Below are 19,164 nucleotides of genomic sequence, written 5' to 3'. Positions count from 1 at the left end.
CGTCAATGCGCGTGCCCGCCGAGATAGGCTTCGGCGATGCGGGGATCGTCACGCAGTTGGGCGGCCGGTTCGGCCAGCACGATGCGCCCGTCCTCCATCACCGCCGCGTGGTCGGCGACCCGCAGCGCGGCGCGGGCGTTCTGCTCGACCAGCAGGATCGACACGCCCTCCGTCCGGATGCGCTGCACCAGATCGAAGATCTGCGCGACCACCATCGGGGCCAGCCCCAGCGACGGCTCGTCGAGCAGAAGCAGGGCCGGGCGGCGCATCAGGGCGCGAGCGATGCACAGCATCTGCTGCTCGCCGCCCGACAGCGACCCGGCGTTCTGGCGCAGGCGCTCCCGCAGGACCGGGAACATGTCGAGCATCCGGTCCAGTTCGCCCAGCCCGATGTCGCCGCCGCCGAGCACCAGATTCTCCCGCACGCTCATGTTGGAGAAGATCTGGCGGCCCTCCGGCGCCTGCGACAGGCCGAGCTTGACGATGCGGTGGGCGGGCAGGTTGGCGATGGCCTCGCCGCGGAAGGCGATGCTGCCCCGGCTCGCCCGGTAGACGCCCGAGATCGCCCGCATCAGCGTCGTTTTGCCGACGCCGTTGGAGCCCAGCACGGCGACGATGGCGCCCTGCGCCACGGTCAGGTCGATGCCGTGCAGGATCTCCTGCGGCCCCATGGTGACGTGCAGGTTCTCGATCGTGAGAATGGGACCATTGGATTGCGGCTGGGTCATGCGTCCACCCCCAGATAGGCTTCCAGGACCGCCGGATCGCGGCGGATGGCGTCGGGCGGGCCGTCGGCGATCTTGCGGCCGGAGGCGAGCACGAGGATGCGCTGGCAGATGCTCATGACCAGGGTCATGTCGTGCTCCACCAGCATGATGGTCAGGCCGGTGCCGTGCAGCCGCTTGATGAAGTCGGCCAGCGCGCGGGTCTCGGTGTCGTTGAGGCCGGCGGCGGGCTCGTCGAGGATCAGGAAGCGCGGCTGCATCGCCAGGGCGCGGGCGATCTCCAGATACTTGCGCTGGCCGTAGGGCAGGTTGGCCGCCAGTTCGCCCGCCACATGGGTCAGGCCGACCGCCTCCAGCGCCTCCCAGGTGCGGCGGCTGATCTCGGCGGAGCGGGCGCCACCCCCGGCGAGGGAGCCGAACAGGGCGCCCAGCGCCCCCTGCGGCAGCGCGCCCACCGCGCCCACCGACACGTTGTCGAAGACCGACATGTTCGGGAAGACGCGCAGGTTCTGGAAGGTGCGGCTGATGCCCAGCCGGGCCACCTGGTTGGTCTTCAGCCCGCTGATGGTCTTGCCGTCGAAGGCGACGGTGCCCGACGACAGCGGCGTGAAGCCGGAGATCAGGTTGAACAGCGTGGTCTTGCCGGCGCCGTTCGGGCCGATCAGCCCGACCAGCTCGCCCTCGTCCACATGGCCGGTCACGTCGTTGACCGCCAGCACGCCGCCGAAGCGGCGGCTGACGTTGCGGATGTCGAGAAGATGGGTCATCGCCAGCCGATCCCTTCGCCCTTCACGGTGTTGCGCCACGCCGCGCCCAGCTGGCGCCGCGCGAGCTGGAGCGCGGAGACCTCGCCCAGCAGGCCCTTCGGCAGCAGGAGGATCGACAGGAACATCACCAGACCGACCATGATGTTGCGGAAGTCGCCGAAGGCGCGCAGCCCCTCCGGCAGCAGGATCAGCAGAAGCGCGCCGATCACCGCTCCAGGCAGGCTGCCCAGGCCGCCCACCACCACCATCGCCAGGATCAGGATGGATTCGGAGAACTTGAAGTCGCCCGGCGAGATATAGCCGGTCATGTGCGCCCACAGGCTGCCCGCCACACCGGCGAAGAAGGCCGACAGGGTGAAGGCCTCCATCTTCAGCCGCGCCGTGCTGACGCCCATGGCGTCGGCGCACTGGTCGTCCTCGCGGATCGAGCGCAGCGCGTTGCCGTAATAGGAGTGGCTGAGCCGCCCGATCGCCAGCACGCACAGCGCCACCACCGTCGCCACCGTGTAGTAGGTGGCGAGCCGGCCTGACAGGCTGAAGCCGAACAGCTCCAGCCCCTTGGTGATGATGATGCCGTTGGGCCCCTTGGTGAACTCCACCCAGTTCAGCATGACCAGATAGAGCATCTGCCCGATGGCCAGGGTCGCCACGGCGAAATAGATGCTGACCAGCCGCATGGTCGGCAGCGCCACCAGGAAGGCGATCAGCGCCGCCACCAGACCGGACAGCGGCAGCGTCACCGTGAAGCCCAGCCCGAACTTGGTGGACAGCAGGGCGGCGGTGTAGGCGCCGACCCCGTAGAAGGCGGCGTGCCCGAGATGCAGCAGCCCGGCCACCCCGGTGACCAGATGCATGGAGGCGGACAGCAGGATGAAGATCAGCGCCAGATTGGCGATCTGGTAGAAATAGCCGCGGTCGAAGCCGGCCAACATGGCCGGCAGCCCCACGAAGACCAGCAGGGCGAGGAGGAGCGGTATCAGCAACCCCCGCCCGCGCGGCGGCGCCGACAGGTCAGACACGTTCACGGCGCGCTCCGAACAATCCGTTGGGGAAGAAGATCAGGGTCAGGATCAGGAAGCCGTAGGCCACCATGTCCGACCAGCCCGACGACACGAAGGTCGTCGCCATGCTCTCCGAGATGCCCAGGATCAGGGCGCAGATCACCGCACCGGGGATCGAGGACAGCCCGCCCATCACCATGGCGACGAAGGCCTTGATGCCGGGCACGAAGCCCATGGCGGGGAAGATCGCCCCGTAATAGAGCCCCGTCAGGATGCCGGCCGCCGCCCCCATCATCGAGCCGACGACGAAAGTCATGATGATGGTGCGGTCGGTGTCGATGCCGACATACTTTGCGCCCAGCGGGTTGTTCGACACCGCCCGGATCGACAGGCCGATGCGGGTGCGGGTCAGCAGATACTGGAGACCGATGAGCATCGCCGCGGCGACGCCGAAGATGATGAAGTCGCCGGTCACCAGGATCACCGGCCCGATGCGCACCGGCGTGTTGATCAGATACTCGAACGGGACGGAGCGCATCTGCGACCCGAACACGATCTCCAGCGCCTCGCGCACCACGATGGACACGGCGAGCGAGGAGAGCAGGGTGGATTCGCGCATCGCCCGCGACTTCAGCGACGCCTCGTCGGTGAAGCGGCGGAAGGGCTTGAAGGCGATCCGCTCCAGCGAGAATCCGGCCATGGCGCCGATCGCCAGGGCGATGAAGATCACCGCGAAGATCGGCGGGGCCGTCGCGGAAATCAGCACCAGCCCGGCGAAGGCGCCCAGCGTGTAGACCTCGCCATGGGCGAAGTTGACGACGTTCAGCACGCCGAAGATCAGCGTGAAGCCGATCGCCATCAGCGCGTAGGTCATCCCCAGCGACAGCCCGATGGCGAGCTGCTGGAGGTAATATGGGTCGATCATGCGGGCCGTTCGCTGGAGATCGTTAAAGCGGGTTGGAAACCGCTTTGGACCGCGACGGCGGTCCCGGTCGCATGTGCGACCGGAGCCCACCGGCGAATGAGGTGATATGAGCCTAAAGCGAACGGAAGTTCGCTTTAGGCTATCGGGTCGGAGGGGCGCGCGCCGGTCAGTCGGCGACCGGCACGAAGGCGCCGCCCTTGACCTCGACCTTCACCAGCTCCTTCTCGGCCTCGCGGTCGGCGCTGAAGCTGGTCTTGCCGGTCACGCCCGGGAAGTCCTTGGTCTGGGCCAGGGCGTCGCGCACCTTTTCGCGGGTCGGGTTCGGGTAGGCCTTCTCCACCGCGGCCAGCATGATGCGCACGGCGTCATAGGCCTGGGCCGGGAACTGGCCCGGAACCGCGCCGTTGGAGGCGGCTTTCCACTCCGTCACGAAATGCTGGATGTGCGGGGCGGGGTCGGTCGGCAGGAAGTTGGAGGTCAGGTGCACGCCCTCCGCGGCTTCGCCGGCCAGCTCGATCAGCTTCGGGCTGTAGGCGGCCGAGGTCGAGTAGACCGGCGTCTTGATGCCGAGCTGCTGCACCTGACGCAGGAACTGCGCGCCGTCCTCGTAGAAGAAGCCGGTGTAGATGGCGTCCGGCTTCGCGCGCTCCAGCTTGCTGATCAGCGAGCGGTAGTCCTTCAGGCCGCGGTTGAAGAACTCGGAGAAGACCACCGTGCCGCCGTTGGCCTTCACGCCGTCGGTGAAGCCGGAGACGACGGACTGGCCCCAGTCGGTCTGCTCGGCGATGACGGCGATGTTCTTGTAGCCCTTGGACAGCATCCACTTGGCGTTGTAGGGGCCTTCCTGCGCCTGGGTGGCGATGTTGCGGAACTGGTACTTGGAGATCTTGGTGTAGTCGGGGTGCGAGGCCGTTTGCGAGAGCTGCGGCATCCCGGCGTCCTTGTAGACCTGCGCCGAGGCCATCGACACGCCCGAGGTGAAGTCGCCCAGCACGCCGACGATCGCCTTGTCGTCCACGAACTTGCGGGCGATGTTGGTGCCCTCCTTGGCGTCGGAGCGGCTGTCCTCGAAGACGATCTCCGCCTTGAAGGGCTTGCCGGACGCGTTGAACTCGGTCAGCGCGATCTCGGCGGCCTTGCGGAAGTCCTGGCCGTACTGGGCGGTCTCGCCGGTCAGCGGCAGCTGATAGCCGATCTTCACGGTGTCGGCGGCCAGGGCGGTGCCGGTGGTCAAAGCGGTGCCGGCCAGCGCGGCCGTCATCAGGGCGGCGAGGGAGGCGGTCTTCAGGGCGGTCATCGCGGGTGAACCTTTCTTGTGAAGGCCGGCTTCGAGGCCGGTGTTGGGCAGCGTCGTACGGTTGGGAGGCATACTCGACGGATCAGGCGGCCTTGGGGCCGGGCAGGACCTTCAGGCGGCAACAGCCTTCATCGCCGGGCTTCCAGGTTTCGCCGCGGAAGACGAAGCCCGCCGCCTCGAACAGGCCTCCGTCGATGGCGCCGGCCATGTTGCAGAGCAGCTCCAGATCTTCGTCGGACTTGCCCTGGGCCTGCCACGCCTCCTTCAGGGGGCAGCGGTGGAAATGGATCTCCAGCGCGTCGCCGTCGCAGCGCTTGATCTCCGGCGCGAACATGGAATCGCGGTTCGGGATCCCGTCGAGGAAGGCGTGGCACAGGCCGGCGAGGTCGTCGGGACCGTGCGCCGCGTACTTCACCCCCATCGCCTCGCCCAGGCGGCGGGTCGCCTCGCGCCCGATGTCCAGCGCCGTCTCGGTGCCATAGCGCTCGCGCAGCACGTCGAACATATGGGCGTAGGACGCGGCCCGCATGGCGTAGGCGTTGCGGAGCTGCGTGGCGTGGTCCGGGGCGGCAGGCGGCTTGGTGTCTTCAGTCATCGTCAGATATCCCGGATGTCGTTCCAGCGGTATTGCAGGAGTTTGAACGGCCCGATGCGTTGCAGCAGGTCGTTGAAGGGCAGGGGGCGCGGCTCGGTCAGCGGCAGCGCCAGCTCCGCCGGATCGCGGCCCAGCGCCGCGTAGGCCAGCTCCCGTCCCAGTGAGACGGACAGGGCGACTCCGCGCCCGTTGCAGCCCGCCCAAGTGAAGGCGTTGGGGCCGAGCTGGTGGACGCGCGGGGTGTAGTCGGTGGTCATGGCGATCCGCCCGTTCCACACATGGTCGAACCGCAGCCCGCGCAGCGTGGGGAACATGGAAGCCAGCCGCAGGCCGACGATTCGGCGCAGCCGGTCGGCCCCGTCGACGGGGACGAGCAGCGCGCCGCCGCTGACCAGCCGGTGGTCGGAGGTGTAGCGCATGAAGCGCAGGTCGCCGTGGGTGTCTGACATGGCCTGACGGCCGGGCAGGATGCTGCGCCGCTGCGCCTCGTCCAGCGGCTGGGTGGCCATCTGCCAGGACAGGACGGGGACGACCTCCGTCCGGACCTCCGGAAAGACAGCGGCGGCGTAGCCGTTGGTGCCCAGCACCAGGGCGTGAGCGGTCACCGTGCCGTCCGGCGTGCGGGCGACCCAGCGGTCGCCGCGCCGCTCCACCGACAGGACCGGCGAGTTGATGAAGACCGACGCGCCAGCCTCCACCGCCTTGCCGGCCAGCCCGCGGGCCAGGGCCAGCGGGTTGATGTGGCCGCCGCTGCGGTTCATCCAGCCGCCATAGTAGGCGTCGGTGCCCAGCAAGGCCGAGACGGCGGCGCGGTCGAGCAACTCCACCGGAGCGCCCCGGCTGCCCCACTGCTTCGCCCGCCGTTCGGCGATGGCGATGCGGCCCGGCGAATGAACCGGCTGCACCCAGCCGGTCTGCTCGGCCGCGCAGTCGATGCCCAGGCGGCGAATCAGGGCGAACAGGGTTTCGGCGCTGTCGCGGATCAGCGCGACGAAGCGCTCGCCCCGCTCCGGCCCGAACTTGGCGACCAGATCCTCGGGGTCGGGGCGGGTCAGGGTCGGGATGACCTGCCCGTTGTTGCGCCCGGACGCGCCGCGCCCGATCTCCGACGCCTCCAGGACGACGGCGCGCTTGCCCGATTCGGCGGCGTGCAGGGCCGCCGACAGGCCGGTGAAGCCGCCGCCGATGACCAGCAGGTCGGTGTCCACCGCGTGTTCGAGCACCGGAAGGGCCGGCGGCAGCGGGGCCGTGGCCTCCCAAAGAGAGTCGGGCCGCTGCCAGATGCCGCCGGTTCCAGGAACACCGGTCTTCTTCTCTATCGCCTTCACCGTGCCTTGTCCCACGTCTGTCGGGTGAAATCGGCCCGATCATGGGACAAATTGCATACTCGGGCAATTACCATGGAGAGGACGCGGTAATTTTCCTGTTTCATACACAAACCATAGGGAGATAGGAATGGTTTGTACAAGGGCGCTGGAATGAACGCGGTGGCCTTTGTAATCCTCTCCCCTCCGGGGAGAGGGGATTTCGTCCGCCGTCACGCCGCGCGCGGCAGCACCGTTTCGGCCAGCCGCACCCAATAGCTGAGGCCGATGGGCAGGACCGCGTCGTTGAAGTCGTAATGCGGGCTGTGCAGGTTGCGACCGCCGTCCGACGGCCCGGCGCCGACCCAGACGTAGCAGCCCGGCCGCTGTTGCAGCATGAAGGCGAAATCCTCAGCGCCCATGCTGGGCATCGGGTCCAGGTCCAGCCCCGATTCGCCGACGACGCCGGCGGCGGCGCGGCGGGCCAGCTCGGTCGCCCCGGCCTCGTTCACCGTCGACGGGTAGCGACGCTCGTAGCGCATCTCCGCCTCGACCCCGAAGCCGGTGGCGATGGCCTTCGCCAGTTCGCCCATGCGGCGCTCCACCATGTCCTGCACCTCCTTGCGGAAGGTGCGGGTGGTTCCACGCAGGACGGCGGTGGCCGGAAGGACATTCCACGTATCGCCCGCGTGGAACTGCGTGACGCTGACCACGGCGGAATCGACCGGATGCACGCTGCGGCTGGCGATGGTCTGCCAGGCGTTGACGATTTGGGTGCCGGCCAGGATCGTGTCGGTGCCCAGATGGGGCATGGCGGCGTGGGTGCCCTTGCCGGTCAGGGTCAGCTCGAAGATGTCGTAGGCGGCCATGATGGGGCCGGGGCGCAGCGCGATCTTGCCGACCTCCAGCCCCGGCCAGTTGTGCATGCCGTAGACCTGCTCGACGGGGAACTTCTCGAACAGCCCCTCCTCGACCATCACACGCCCGCCGCCCTCGTTCTCCTCCGCGGGCTGGAAGACGAAGGCGATGGTGCCCTGGAAGTTGGGATGCGCCGACAGGTGGCGCGCCGCGCCCAGCAGCATCGCCGTGTGCCCGTCATGCCCGCAGGCGTGCATCCGCCCCGGATTGCGCGAGGCGTGGGGCAGGTTGGTCTGCTCGTGGATGTGCAGGGCGTCCATGTCGGCGCGGAAGGCGACCGCCGGTCCCTCGCCGTTGCGCAAAACGCCGACCACGCCGGTCTTGGCGAGGCCGCGATGAACCTCCAGCCCGAAGGAGGCCAGCTTCTCCGCCACGAAATCGCTGGTCCGCTCCTCCTCGAAGGCCGTTTCCGGGTGGGCGTGCAGGTCGCGCCGCCACGCGGTCATGTCGGCCGTCAGCGCCTCCGTCCCGTCGATCGTCCTCACCATGTCCCTGGTTCCCTGTGTTTCATGAGTGTGTGCGAATGATCTTGCCCAAAAAAACACCCGCCGTGCAAAGCGTGTGACGATGCGGTGCCGTCACATCACCCTTGCAGGGCGGTCCAGTTCCGTGCAGGATGTGAGTGAACGTTCACTCATAATGAACGCCACGAACGGGAACGCCATGTCCAAAGACGCCCGCATCGACGCACGCAACAAGGTCCGGGACGCCGCCATCGCGCTGTTCGCCCAGAAGGGGGTGAAGGCGACCACCATCAAGGACATCGCCCGCGCCGCCGGGGTGTCGGAGGGGGCGCTGTACCGCCATTGGGCCAGCAAGGAGGAGCTTGCCGCCGCCCTGTTCGCCGCCGAATACACCGCCCTGTCGCATGACCTGCGCGCGGCGGCGGGGAGCGGCCCGGCGCCGCAGCGGCTGCGCCGCGTCGTCGCCTGGGCTTTCGGGCTGGTCGAGGCGGCGCCGGACCGCGCGCGCTTCCTCCTGCTGTCGCAGCACGACGCTCTGCCGCTGGTTCCAGACGGGCTGGAGACCCCGGTGGACGTGGTCTGCGCCATCGTCGGCGACGGCATCGCGGAGGGGAGCATCGTCGATGCCGACCGCGAGGCGCTGGCCCACACCGTCATCGGCGCCATCGTCCTCAACATCCAGTCGCACGTTTACGGACGGCAGATGGCGCCGCTCGGCACGCTGGCCGACACGGTCGCCGACGCGCTGCTGCGCGGCCTGTCCACTGGAAAGGGAGCCTGAAGCATGAGCGAAGTCGGCCTTCTCGCCACGCGGCGCTTCCTGCCGCTGTTCGTGACGCAGTTCCTCGGCGCCTTCGGCGACAATGTGCTGCGCGGCGCCATCGCGGTGCTGGCCGTCTACGGCATGGCGGGGACGGCGGGCGACGGCGCGCTGATCTCGACGCTCGCCGCGGCGGCCTTCACCGTGCCCTTCCTGCTGTTCTCGGCGACCGCCGGCCAGCTGGCCGACCGGTTCGACCGCACGCTGATCGCCCGCGCCGTGAAGGTCGCGGAGATCGGCCTGATGGCGATCGCCGCCTGGGGCATCCTGCGCGCCGACCTCGGCGTGCTGATCGTCGCGCTGGTCGGCATGGGCGCCCATTCCACCGTCTTCGGGCCGGTCAAGTACGGGCTGCTTCCCGATTTGCTGAAGCCGGAGGAGCTGACCGCCGGCAACGGTCTGGTGGAGGCGGGGACCTTCGTGGCGATCCTGCTGGGCACCATTGCCGGCGGCTCGCTGGCGCTGGCCCATCCGCTGGCGCTTCCGGGGCTGCTCGGGGCGACGGCGCTGGGCGGGCTGGCGGCGTCGCTGCTGATCCCGCGGGCGGGCAACGCCGACCGGACGGTGCGTGTCGGGCTGAATCCGGTGTCGGTCACCCTGTGCGTTCTGCGCGCCACCGCGCAGGACCGCGTGTCGATGCTGGCGATCTACGGCATCTCGGTCTTCTGGGGCGTCGGCGCGGTCGTCATGGCGCAGTTCCCGGCCATTGCGCGGGAAACGCTGGGCACCGACAGCGAGGGGGCGACCCTGCTGCTGGCGGTCTTCGCCGTGGGCGTGGCGGTCGGTTCCGTGTTCGCCGGGCTGGGGCACCGGGTGCCGTCGCGCGCCGACGCGCGGCGTGCCGCCCTGGCGGGCCTTGTCGCGGCGCTGGCCGGGGCGGCGCTGCCCTTCCTGACGCCCGACACCCCGTCGGCGGAGCCGCTGTCGGCGCTGGCCCTGCTGGCCCAGCCCTGGGCGATGCCTCTGCTGGCCGACCTGTTCCTGATCGCCGCGGCGGGCGGCGCCTTCGCCGTGCCGCTCTACGCGCTGATCCAGCACCGGGCCGCACCCTCGGCCCGTGCGCGGGTGATCGCGGCGGCCAACGTGGTCAACGCGCTGTTCATGGTGGTCGGCTCGGGCGTCGCGGCGGCCATGCTGGCGCTGGGCGTCACGCCGCTGACCGTCGCCGCCTGGGGCGGGGCGAGCATGCTGGCCGCCGTCGTCCTGGCGCTCGCCATCGACGCGGTGGGCATGGGGCGGGCGTTGGCCCGCGCCTTCTTCCGGCTGGCCTTCCGCGTCGAGCTGCGCGGGGCGGAGCATCTGGAGCGGCTGGAGGGGGCGGCGGTCGTCACGCCGAACCACCAGTCCTTCCTGGACGGCGCGCTGCTCGCCGCCTTCCTGCCGGGCATGCGCTTCGCGGTGGACAGCTTCATCGCGCAGCAGGCCTGGGCCAAGCCCTTCCTGGCGCTGGCCGACCATGTGACCATAGACCCGACCAAGCCGATGGGCACGCGCCTGCTCGCCCGCACCCTGGCCGAGGGCCACAAGATCTGCATCTTCCCGGAGGGGCGGATCACCGTCACCGGCTCGCTGATGAAGATCAACGGCGGTCCCGGCATGCTGGCCGACAAGGCGGGCTGCCCCATCGTGCCGGTCTGCATCGAGGGCGCGCAGCGCTCCATCCTGTCGCGGATGCACGGGCGGCTGCGGCTGGGCCTGTTCCCGCGGATCACCATCACGGTCATGCCGCCGGTCGCCACCCCGGACGTGACCGGGCTGGCCGGCAAGAAGCGGCGGGCGGCGCTGAAGTCCTGGCTGTCGCGCGTCATGACGGAGACCGTCTTCGCCGCCGGGCAGCGGCCCGACACGCTGGCGCTCGCCCTGCTGGAGGCCGGGCGGAAGACCGGCTGGGGCAAGGCGGCGGTTCAGGACGGCGACTTCACCACACTGTCCTACCGCGCCCTGACCGCGCGTTCCCTGGTGCTTGGCCGCATCCTGGCCCGCGGCACCGAACCGGGGGAGGCGGTGGGCGTGCTGCTGCCGACCGCCTCGCCGACCGCGGCGGTGTTCTTCGGGCTGGCGGCCCATGGGCGGCCAGCGGCGATGCTGAACTTCACCGCCGGGGCGGAGGCCGTCAAGGCGGCCTGCCGTGCCGCCGGGCTGCGCCGGATCGTCACTTCGGCCCGCTTCGTGGAGATGGGGCGGCTCGGCCCGCTGGTGGAGGCGCTGGCCGCCGAGCACAGCATCGTCTATCTGGAGGACGTGAAGCGCGGTCTGGGCATCGGCGACAAGCTGCGCGCCCTGGCCGCCTCGGTGGCGCCGGAGCGCTTCCTGCCGGAACAAGGCCAGCCGGACGACGTGGCGGCAATCCTCTTCACCTCGGGGTCGGAGGGGCCGCCCAAGGGCGTGGCGCTGACCCACGACAACCTGCTCGCCAACATGGCGCAGGTGGCCTCCGTGGTCGACTTCACGCGGCAGGACGTGGTGTTCAACTGCCTGCCGGTCTTCCATTCCTTCGGGCTGCTCGGCGGGATGCTGCTGCCGATCCTGAACGGGGTGAAGACGGTGCTCTACCCCAACCCGCGCCACGTCCGGCTGATTCCGGAGCTGGTCTACCAGACCAACGCCACGGTGCTGTTCGGCACGGACTTCTTCCTGAACGCCTGGGCGCGGGCGGCGGACCCCTACGACTTCCGCTCGCTGCGGCTGGTCTTCGCCGGGGCCGAGCGGCTGCAGGAGGAGACGCGCCGCACCTACACGGAACGGCTGCGCGTGCATCTGCTGGAGGGCTACGGCACCACCGAGACCTCCCCGGTGATCGCGGTCAACACGCCGGCCCGCTTCCGCCCCGGCACGGTCGGGCAGGCCCTGCCGGGCATCGAGACGGAGCTGCTGCCGGTTCCCGGCGTGCCGGTGGGCGGGCGGCTGCGGGTGCGCGGGCCGAACGTGATGAAGGGCTACATGCGCGCCGACAACCCCGGCGTGGTGGAGCCGCCGGAGGACGGCTGGCACGACACCGGCGACATCGTGGACATCGACGCCGACGGCTTCATCCGCATCGTCGGGCGCGTCAAGCGTTTCGCCAAGGTGGCCGGCGAGATGGTCCCGCTGGGGCTGGTCGAGGAGCTGGCCCTCCAGGCCGATCCCGACGCCACCCACGCCGCCATCGCCCTGCCGGACGCCCGGCGCGGCGAGCGGATCGTGCTGGTCACCACGGGCGACGGTCTGACCCGCGACGCGCTGACAGCGGCCGCCAAGGCCAAGGGCGCGCCGGAAATCGCCATTCCCCGCGACGTGCTGCGGGTGGAGACGATCCCCCTGCTCGGCACCGGCAAGACCGACTACCCGGCCGTCAGCCGGCTGGCCGCCGAGATGCTGGCGAGCGAGACCGCCTGACGACCGGCGGGGTCAGGGGCGGCAGGCGACGTGCAGCCCCTTGCCCACCGGGAAGATGGTGGAGCCGAAGCCGGGCAGGGCGTCCACCGCCGCGATGTAGCCGGCGATCTCCTGCGGGTGCGACAGGGCATTGTCGGCCAGCAACAGGCAATCCGGCTCCAGCTTCGGCAGCAGAAGGCGAAGCTGCTCCGGGGCGCTCCAGCGGTCGGCGTCGAAGAACACGCAGTCGAAGGGGCCGTCCAGCCCCGCCACCGTCTCCGTCGCGTCGCCGACCAGAAGGGTGACGCGGCTGGCCAGCCCCGCGCGCTCCAGGTTGGTGGCGGCCTGGGCGCTCTTGCCCGGATCGCGCTCGATGCTGGTCAGCGGGTCCGTTGCGCCGATGGCCTGCAACGCCGCGGCGAGCCACAGGGTGCTGACGCCGTTGGAGGTGCCGATCTCCAGCACCCGCCGGCGGCGCCCGCTGCGCACCAGGATGTGCAGAAGCTCCGCCGTCTCGCGTTCCAGATTCAGCATCTTGCGGGCACGGTCGCCCTCGCGCGCGTCGTTGTCGCGCCCGTAGCTTTCGAGATCGCGGAGCACGCGGTCGACGGCGTCATCCAGCAGCATGGTGTTGGTCCCGGTGGCGGAGAGTGGGACAAGACCCTGCGCCGAGTGTGGCCGCAGCGTCAAGAGCGTGGACGACAAAAAACCCTCTCCCGCCGGGTGCGGGAGAGGGTTTCGCGACGGGAAACGTCACGCCGCCTGGTTGAGCTGTTCAGCGCGTTGCGGGGCGATCTTCAGGCGGGTGGCGAGGTAGGTGAGATAGGCGCGTTCCGCCTCATGATCGCGGTCCACCGCCATCAGCGAGGCCAGATAGACCTGCTCCGCCATGTCCGGATCGGTGACGGAGCGGACCAGCGTGTCGAGCGATTGCGGCTGGGACAGTTCCTGCTCCACGATCCGCCGCTCCTCCGGCCCGCCGCCCGCCTCGTCCAGGGCGGACATGACGCGCTGGCGCTCGGCCGGGGAAATTTCGCCGTCGGCGTTGGCGGCGGCGATCATGGCGCGGATCAGCAGCAGGGCGTGCTGGTCTTCCATGGCGAGTTCCGGGAACGCACCTTCGCCCGATCCCGACGGGGCGGCGTCGGGCGGGGGAGCGGTGCGCTGCTGGAAGACCTGGGACAGCCGCTCGCCCAGCGACCCGCCGCCGGAAGCGCCGGCCCCCCCGAGGATACCGCCCAGGATGCCCCCCGGCGTGCTGCCCGAGCCGGACGGCGGCGCCCCCCACGGGCTGGCGCCCGGCTGCCCGGAGGAAGGCTGCCCTGATGACGGCATATTCTGCTGCCGCTCCTGATAGGCGCGGTAGGCGAGGTAGGCCAGCGCGCCCAGCCCGGCCATGGGGCCGACGCCCATTCCGCTGCGGGCGTGCATCGCCGATCCTGAGCCCATCCCTGACCGGTTCAGGATCGACCCCAGATCCTGCGGGCTCCTGCGGCTGTGCCCTCCCATGCCGGTCGCCAGAAGGGTGCCGAGGATGTTCTGAAGATTCGCCATGACGCGCCTCTCTCCTAATCGGTGTCCGTGTCGATGCGGCTTCGCGCCCCATCAACAGGCGGGAGGGCTTGGCGTCACGGCATAGCTATCGGTGCCGATGATGGGTCATGCCCGCCGATCCATCTCCTATGACGGCCTCTATGCCGGAGGTGGGGTGGCTTTCGAACAGGCTGTGCAGGACACCGACTTCCGCTATCGTGGCGCGCATCAGAGCGCAGCAAGCGCCGACGCCCGCCGATCGGCGGGTGGCATTTTGGAGGAGACGCCCATGAACTTCGACCGGCACGCGGAACCGCCTCCGCTGGACCTATCGCCGACGCCGTTCGCTCCGCCGTTGCCGGCCCCGGCTTGCGGGTCGCTGTGGAACGATTATCTTCACCGCCTGCTGGGCACGGCGCACGGCTGCGTCGCCGCGAACGATGACGAATCCGATCCGGAGCCCGTCTGTTGCTGCGCCGCCGGATGATGCCGTGATTCCGTGCCCCTGAAATCGTGATTGCGAGGCGGTCGGGTGCCCGTCAGCGGGCGCCCGCCGCCTCGATGATCACCGCCGCCACCGCGTCGGGCCGGGAGGCGTGCGGGATGTGGCTGGCCTCGACCTCCACCGTCCGCGCGCCGATGCGCTCGGCGGTCGCCCGCAGGAAGGCCGGGGGAAGCATCCGGTCCTCGCTGGCGACGACGTACCAGGACGGCTTGTGCTCCCACGCCGCGGCGGTCACCCGCGTGCGGAAGCAGCCGGCATGGACCGGCCCCTGCGTCGCGGCCAGCAGCGCCGCCTCCGCCGCCGGCACATCCTGGGCGAAGTTCGCCGCCAGACTCTCCGCCGACAAATGCAGATAGCCTGCGCGGTCCATCGACACGCTGGACAGGCCGGGCGAGGGCGGGAAAGGCTTCAGCGTGTCGTTCGGCGACTGGTCGATCCCCGGCGCGAAGGCCGCCACATAGACCAGCGCCTTCACCTTGTCCTGATTCCCGATCTGGGTGATCACCGCCCCGCCCCAGGAATGGCCGACCAGCACCACCGGCCCCTTGGCGCGGTCGATGGCGCGCTGGACGTGGGCGACATCCTCGTCCAGCGAGGTCAGCGGATTCTGCACGGCGATCGCCTCCAGCCCCTGGGCCTGGAGCAGGGGGATCACGCGGCTCCAGGCGGAGCCGTCCGCGAAGGCGCCGTGGACGAGGATGACGGAAGTGGCGACTGGGTCCATGGACCGATTCCCGTGACAGTGACCGACCCTATCCTCTGAGCACGCCCGCGCCCGCCTGTCCAGCGTGGAGCCTCCGCTTTTCCTCCCTGCGGAAAAGCCGCCCGGACTCTGGGGGCAAACGGTGTCTTGCTGCGGAGCGGGATGAAAATTTCGCAAAATCGTCCTTGAGGCTAAGATTGTTCTGGGATACGGTATACCAACAGTGAGGCGGAGCGATTGTCCGCCCCTTCCGCCAAGCCAATCCGTCCGTATCGCCAGCCCGAGCCCTTGAGGTGAGCCATGGTCAAGACCCTTTCCGCCGTCCGTCCCGGAAGCCGCCCGAACGCCGTCCGCGGTGTCGACGATGCCGCTCCCGCCGGCGTCGTGGTCGCCCTGCGCCCCGATCATCGGCCGTCCGATCATCGCCTTTCTGATCATCGGCAGCGGGCCGCGGTGCTGGCGGCGACCACCGGCGGGCGCGGCCCGCGCATGGACATGCTGACGATCACCCACAGCCGGGGGCCGGCGGAGGATCGCGGGGCGGAACTCATCCACATCGACGGCCCCTATGCGGACGTTTTGGCCTACATCGCCGACTCGCCGGAGTGCGTGGTCTGCTTCGACACGCTGCACGGTGGCATGGCCCGCGCGCAATTGTCCGTGCCCTGACATTGTCCGTGCGCTGAGTGGGCGCCGGGTCCTGCTGGAGAGCGAACCGATGAACGCTTGCATGATGATTGATTGTATGACGACGCCCTTTTCCGGGCAGGAACTGGCCTCCGCGATCATCGCGGCGGCGCTGTCGCTCCCATCGGCCAATGGCCGGCTCCATCTGCCCAACGGTGCCGTGCTGTGCGACCCGGCAGCGCTGGAGCGGGAATTCGCGCTGGCCGCGCAGGGGCTGTCCCACTGGCTGGCGCAGAACGAGCCGCACATCGCCGAGGCCGCACGGGCCAGCCGGTTGAAGATCGGGGCCGGGGTCATCCGCGCCGCCGTGGCGACCCTGGAGCACGCCGGGCGGCGTTGCGGCGAATTGAGCGACCGCGGGCAGCGGGCGCTGTCCATCGACTTCAGCGCGGTCTGCGACCGGGTTCAGGAGCGTCCGGGCCTGCTCGCCCAGACGGTGGCCGCCGTCGCCGCCGGCCACACCATCCACGCGGTCGCCGCCTGAGGACGGCGACCGCTGACGGTTGGGCGTTACAGCAGGGTGTGCTCGACCAGGATCTTGGTGCCGATGGCGAGCAGGCCGAGGCCGCCGATCAGCTCCGCCCGGCGCCCCAGCAGCGGGCCGGCGGCCCGGCCCAGCAGGACGCCGCCGAAGCCCATCAGGAAGGTGACCACGCCGATCAGGCTGGCGGTCACCGCGATGTTCACGTCCGCCATGGCGAGGCCGACCCCCACCGCGCTGGCGTCGATGCTGGTCGCCACCGCCACGGTCAGCAGGGCCAGCCAGCCCGAGCGGGCGGCGGCAGCCTCGTCGTCCTCTTCCCCGGCGAGCGCGTTCCGGATCATCGAGCCGCCGATCAGCAGCAGCAGGCCGAAGGCGATCCAGTGATCCACCGCCTGGACGAAGCCGGCGAAGGCCGAACCCACCGCCCAGCCGATGGAGGCCATCGAGAGCTGGCAGAGGCCGAATGCGAAACCGACCCGCAACGCCTCGGACAGGCCCGGACGCTTCTGAACGGCACCACGGCCCAGCGCCGCGGCGAAGCTGTCCATGGAAAGGCTGACGGCGAGGACGAGGGAGGTCACACCGAGCATGGCAACGAACTCCGGCCAAACGGACACGACAGCACGGCTACCCCCGGTTGGCCTTCGGGAACATCCGCACCATCGGTCTTGCCGAACCGGCCGGATTCTGTCCGGCTGCCGCGTGCACCACGGGACCGCCTGAGGCAGGATGATCCCGAGTCTGTTGGCGCACGCCCCTCTCGCTAGAGGGTGGCTACTCCCCAATGACGGGGCGGACCCTAACGCCGGAGAGTCTGGGTGTCAATCTATATGAACAGCTGTTCATATATATTTGAATCGCTCTAAAAAGGATGCGCCGCGCTCCGCCGCGGGTGAGGCATGGTGCAGCGCAGAACGATTTGTTAAGAGCCTCTGACGCTTTTATTCCGCTGCGGTTCGTTGGGGTACGAAACGCTCGGATTCAATGGGCATCATTGGGCGCGGGGGTTCGCCATGGGGTTGCTGACGGGGGTCGGCTCGCTGTCGCTTTCGGGCAAGACGGTGTCGCTGTGTGTCGGTGGGCTGGTCGTGTTGACGAGCGCCACCTTCGCTGTCAACGAAACGTTGCTGAGCCGCTACGCGGAGCGCATGGCGGTCGAGCGGCAGGAAACGAACATGCGCGTCGCCTGGGACGTGCTGAACCAGTACGGGCGTGACATCAGCGTTCGCGACGGCACGCTGTATGCCGGCGACCGGGCTCTGAACGGTTTCTTCGAGCCGGTGGACCGGGTGAAGACGCTGGTCGGCGGCACCGCCACGCTGTTCATGGGCGACACGCGGGTCACCACCAACGTCCAGAAGCCGGACGGCGGGCGCGCCGTCGGCACCAAGCTGGCCAAGGGACCGGTCTATGATTCGGTGCTGGTCCGGGGCGAGCCATACCGCGGGCAGGCCGACATCCTGGGCGTTCCCTTCTACACCGCCTACGACCCGATCAAGGACCGCTCGGGCAAGGTGGTCGGCGTGCTCTATGTCGGTGTGCCGAGGGCGGAATTCTTCGCCCCGATCCGCGACACCCAGACGATGATCGGCGGGCTGGGCGCCGTGGTGACGCTGCTGGTGGCCGGCGGCAGTCTGCTGCTGTCGCGGCGCATCTTCCGACCACTGTCCGCCATGCGCGGCGCCATGGAGCGGCTGGCGACGGGGGAACTGTCGGTTAAGATCCCGGCGCTCGGCCGCAAGGACGAGATCGGCGGCATGGCCAGGGCGCTGAGCGTCTTCAAGGAGAACGCACAGCGCGTCGCCCGGCTCGACGCCGCCCAGGCGGAGGAGCGCGCCCGCGCCGAGCGGGACCGCCGCGACGCGCTGGAGTCGGTCGCCCGCAACTTCGAAGGGACGATGCTGAGCGTCGTCGAGACGCTGAGCGCCACCACGGCCCAGCTTGAATCCAACGCCCAGCGCCTGCATGGCATCGCCGAGAGCAGCAGCGGGCGGGCCGCCGCGGTCAGCGGTGCGGCGGGCGAGGCCAGTGACGACGTGCGGACCGTGGCCGGCGCCACCGAGGAACTGACGGCTTCCATCGTCGAGGTGTCCCGTCAGATTGACGAGTCCTCCCGCATGGTCCGCAACGCGGTGGAGGAGGTGGAGCGCACCAACCACACGGTCGAAGGGCTCGCCGCCGCCGCCGGCAAGATCGGGGAGGTGGTGACGCTGATCCAGAGCATCGCCGCGCAGACCAACCTGCTGGCGCTCAACGCCACCATCGAGGCGGCGCGGGCGGGGGAGGCCGGCAAGGGCTTTGCTGTCGTCGCCAACGAGGTGAAGGGGCTCGCCAACCAGACCGCCAAGGCGACCGACGAGATCGCCCAGCAGGTCGCGGAGATCCAGGCGGTGACCGGCAGTGCGGTGACGGCCATCGGCGGCATCGGGCGCACGGTGGTCGCTGTCAACGATCTGGTCGGCCGCATCGCCGGGTCCGCCGACCGCCAGAACGCCACCACCGGTGAGATCGCCCGCAGCGTCCAGCGCGCCGCCGACCGCACGTCGGAGGTGACCCACAGCGTCCGCGACGTGTCGGCCTCCGCCCACGAGACCGGCACCATGGCGTCGGAGGTGCGCTCCGCCGCCGCCGACCTCGGCCGGCAGGCGCTGGCCCTGCGCGAGCAGGCCGGCGCGTTCCTGCGGCAGATCCGTTCGGCCTGAAGGGAGGGTCCCGCCCGTGTTCCGCAACCCGCGTTTGCTGCTGTTCGTCTTCTTCTTCGCGTCCCTGGCGGCGTTGCTGGTCTTCAGCGGCGACCCGCCGGACGGTGGGCGGACCGACGCGAACCGGGATTTCCTGGCGGCCTGCGAGGCCAGCCCCTTCGCGGCTCAGAACACCGGCTCCACCGAGGCGGCGGTGCGGGTGTGCTCCTGCATCCTGTCCTGGCACCGCAAGGAGGGCGGGGGTACCGGCCGGCCGCTTCCCGCCGCGCTCTATGGCGGGGGGGGGGGGGCCGGCGCCGCGGCGGGGGGGGGGGGCGGGCGGGGGCGGGCCTCCTGCCTGTCCGGGCGCGTGACGCCCTGATGATCGGAGACCCGCTTTT

The 19,164-nt window shown here is 69.9% G+C and carries 19 protein-coding genes and 1 riboswitch; of the genes, 7 read left to right on the top strand and 12 right to left on the bottom strand.

What is annotated here, in order from left to right; all coding sequences use genetic code 11:
* Positions 1 to 2 precede the first annotated feature (2 nt).
* From ACWPXE_RS02350 to ACWPXE_RS02315, 8 genes are all read right to left on the bottom strand, one after another.
* On the bottom strand, positions 3 to 728 hold the full coding sequence (locus ACWPXE_RS02350) for an ABC transporter ATP-binding protein (protein ID WP_454016529.1): 726 nt from the start codon (positions 726 to 728) through the stop codon (positions 3 to 5).
* Positions 725 to 1,492 carry an ABC transporter ATP-binding protein gene (locus ACWPXE_RS02345; RefSeq protein ID WP_094304648.1) on the bottom strand — a complete coding sequence of 256 codons (768 nt, stop codon included), beginning with the start codon at positions 1,490 to 1,492 and terminating at the stop codon, positions 725 to 727. The genes ACWPXE_RS02350 and ACWPXE_RS02345 overlap by 4 nt, the downstream gene beginning before the upstream one ends.
* Positions 1,489 to 2,517: a branched-chain amino acid ABC transporter permease gene (locus tag ACWPXE_RS02340; protein WP_454016528.1), complete on the bottom strand. Its 1,029-nt coding sequence runs from the start codon at positions 2,515 to 2,517 to the stop codon at positions 1,489 to 1,491. The genes ACWPXE_RS02345 and ACWPXE_RS02340 overlap by 4 nt, the downstream gene beginning before the upstream one ends.
* On the bottom strand, positions 2,504 to 3,418 hold the full coding sequence (locus tag ACWPXE_RS02335) for a branched-chain amino acid ABC transporter permease (RefSeq protein ID WP_040136279.1): 915 nt from the start codon (positions 3,416 to 3,418) through the stop codon (positions 2,504 to 2,506). The genes ACWPXE_RS02340 and ACWPXE_RS02335 overlap by 14 nt, the downstream gene beginning before the upstream one ends.
* Positions 3,419 to 3,584: 166 nt before the next feature.
* Positions 3,585 to 4,715 (bottom strand): ABC transporter substrate-binding protein, encoded by a 1,131-nt coding sequence (locus tag ACWPXE_RS02330; RefSeq protein WP_454016527.1) that lies wholly within the window; start codon positions 4,713 to 4,715, stop codon positions 3,585 to 3,587.
* Positions 4,716 to 4,797: 82 nt separating this feature from the next.
* Positions 4,798 to 5,310 carry an L-2-amino-thiazoline-4-carboxylic acid hydrolase gene (locus ACWPXE_RS02325; protein ID WP_035683038.1) on the bottom strand — a complete coding sequence of 171 codons (513 nt, stop codon included), beginning with the start codon at positions 5,308 to 5,310 and terminating at the stop codon, positions 4,798 to 4,800.
* Between the two features lie 2 nt (positions 5,311 to 5,312).
* Positions 5,313 to 6,638 (bottom strand): NAD(P)/FAD-dependent oxidoreductase, encoded by a 1,326-nt coding sequence (locus tag ACWPXE_RS02320; RefSeq protein WP_454016526.1) that lies wholly within the window; start codon positions 6,636 to 6,638, stop codon positions 5,313 to 5,315.
* A gap of 209 nt (positions 6,639 to 6,847) precedes the next feature.
* Complete coding sequence (locus ACWPXE_RS02315) at positions 6,848 to 8,020, bottom strand: M20 aminoacylase family protein (RefSeq protein ID WP_454016525.1); 1,173 nt, start codon at positions 8,018 to 8,020, stop codon at positions 6,848 to 6,850.
* 175 nt (positions 8,021 to 8,195) lie between these two features.
* Here ACWPXE_RS02315 and ACWPXE_RS02310 point away from each other — a divergent pair, with 175 nt between their 5' ends.
* Both ACWPXE_RS02310 and ACWPXE_RS02305 read left to right on the top strand, forming a co-directional pair.
* Positions 8,196 to 8,777 (top strand): TetR/AcrR family transcriptional regulator, encoded by a 582-nt coding sequence (locus ACWPXE_RS02310; RefSeq protein WP_454016524.1) that lies wholly within the window; start codon positions 8,196 to 8,198, stop codon positions 8,775 to 8,777.
* A gap of 3 nt (positions 8,778 to 8,780) precedes the next feature.
* The gene (locus ACWPXE_RS02305; protein WP_454016523.1) at positions 8,781 to 12,191 is read left to right on the top strand and encodes an acyl-[ACP]--phospholipid O-acyltransferase; all 3,411 of its coding nucleotides are present in this window, start codon (positions 8,781 to 8,783) and stop codon (positions 12,189 to 12,191) included.
* Between the two features lie 12 nt (positions 12,192 to 12,203).
* Here the strand turns inward: ACWPXE_RS02305 and ACWPXE_RS02300 are convergent, their stop codons facing one another.
* Together ACWPXE_RS02300 and ACWPXE_RS02295 are read right to left on the bottom strand one after the other, a co-directional pair.
* A complete protein-coding gene (locus ACWPXE_RS02300; RefSeq protein WP_137142212.1) occupies positions 12,204 to 12,797 on the bottom strand; it encodes an O-methyltransferase in 594 nt (197 codons plus the stop codon).
* Between the two features lie 126 nt (positions 12,798 to 12,923).
* Entirely contained in the window at positions 12,924 to 13,724 is an 801-nt protein-coding gene (locus tag ACWPXE_RS02295) for a tellurite resistance TerB family protein (protein WP_454016522.1), read from the bottom strand.
* Between the two features lie 154 nt (positions 13,725 to 13,878).
* On the opposite strand from ACWPXE_RS02295, the gene ACWPXE_RS02290 reads away from it, so the two are divergent.
* Positions 13,879 to 14,190 (top strand): hypothetical protein, encoded by a 312-nt coding sequence (locus tag ACWPXE_RS02290; RefSeq protein ID WP_247895996.1) that lies wholly within the window; start codon positions 13,879 to 13,881, stop codon positions 14,188 to 14,190.
* Positions 14,191 to 14,242: 52 nt separating this feature from the next.
* Here the strand turns inward: ACWPXE_RS02290 and ACWPXE_RS02285 are convergent, their stop codons facing one another.
* Positions 14,243 to 14,932 carry an alpha/beta fold hydrolase gene (locus ACWPXE_RS02285; protein WP_454016521.1) on the bottom strand — a complete coding sequence of 230 codons (690 nt, stop codon included), beginning with the start codon at positions 14,930 to 14,932 and terminating at the stop codon, positions 14,243 to 14,245.
* Positions 14,933 to 15,211: 279 nt separating this feature from the next.
* On the opposite strand from ACWPXE_RS02285, the gene ACWPXE_RS02280 reads away from it, so the two are divergent.
* Entirely contained in the window at positions 15,212 to 15,580 is a 369-nt protein-coding gene (locus ACWPXE_RS02280) for a hypothetical protein (RefSeq protein ID WP_454016520.1), read from the top strand.
* Positions 15,581 to 15,656: 76 nt separating this feature from the next.
* Entirely contained in the window at positions 15,657 to 16,082 is a 426-nt protein-coding gene (locus ACWPXE_RS02275; protein ID WP_454016519.1) for a hypothetical protein, read from the top strand.
* 26 nt (positions 16,083 to 16,108) lie between these two features.
* Here the strand turns inward: ACWPXE_RS02275 and ACWPXE_RS02270 are convergent, their stop codons facing one another.
* Complete coding sequence (locus tag ACWPXE_RS02270) at positions 16,109 to 16,672, bottom strand: manganese efflux pump MntP (RefSeq protein WP_114856783.1); 564 nt, start codon at positions 16,670 to 16,672, stop codon at positions 16,109 to 16,111.
* Positions 16,673 to 16,730: 58 nt separating this feature from the next.
* Positions 16,731 to 16,877: riboswitch (yybP-ykoY riboswitch) on the bottom strand.
* Positions 16,878 to 17,095: 218 nt separating this feature from the next.
* On the opposite strand from ACWPXE_RS02270, the gene ACWPXE_RS02265 reads away from it, so the two are divergent.
* The gene (locus tag ACWPXE_RS02265; RefSeq protein WP_454016518.1) at positions 17,096 to 18,784 is read left to right on the top strand and encodes a methyl-accepting chemotaxis protein; all 1,689 of its coding nucleotides are present in this window, start codon (positions 17,096 to 17,098) and stop codon (positions 18,782 to 18,784) included.
* Between the two features lie 16 nt (positions 18,785 to 18,800).
* On the top strand, positions 18,801 to 19,145 hold the full coding sequence (locus ACWPXE_RS02260; protein ID WP_454016517.1) for a hypothetical protein: 345 nt from the start codon (positions 18,801 to 18,803) through the stop codon (positions 19,143 to 19,145).
* Positions 19,146 to 19,164: the final 19 nt, after the last annotated feature.

This window comes from Azospirillum sp. Marseille-Q6669 (assembly GCF_965111635.1).
This window is presented reverse-complemented; position numbering and strand designations above follow the sequence as displayed.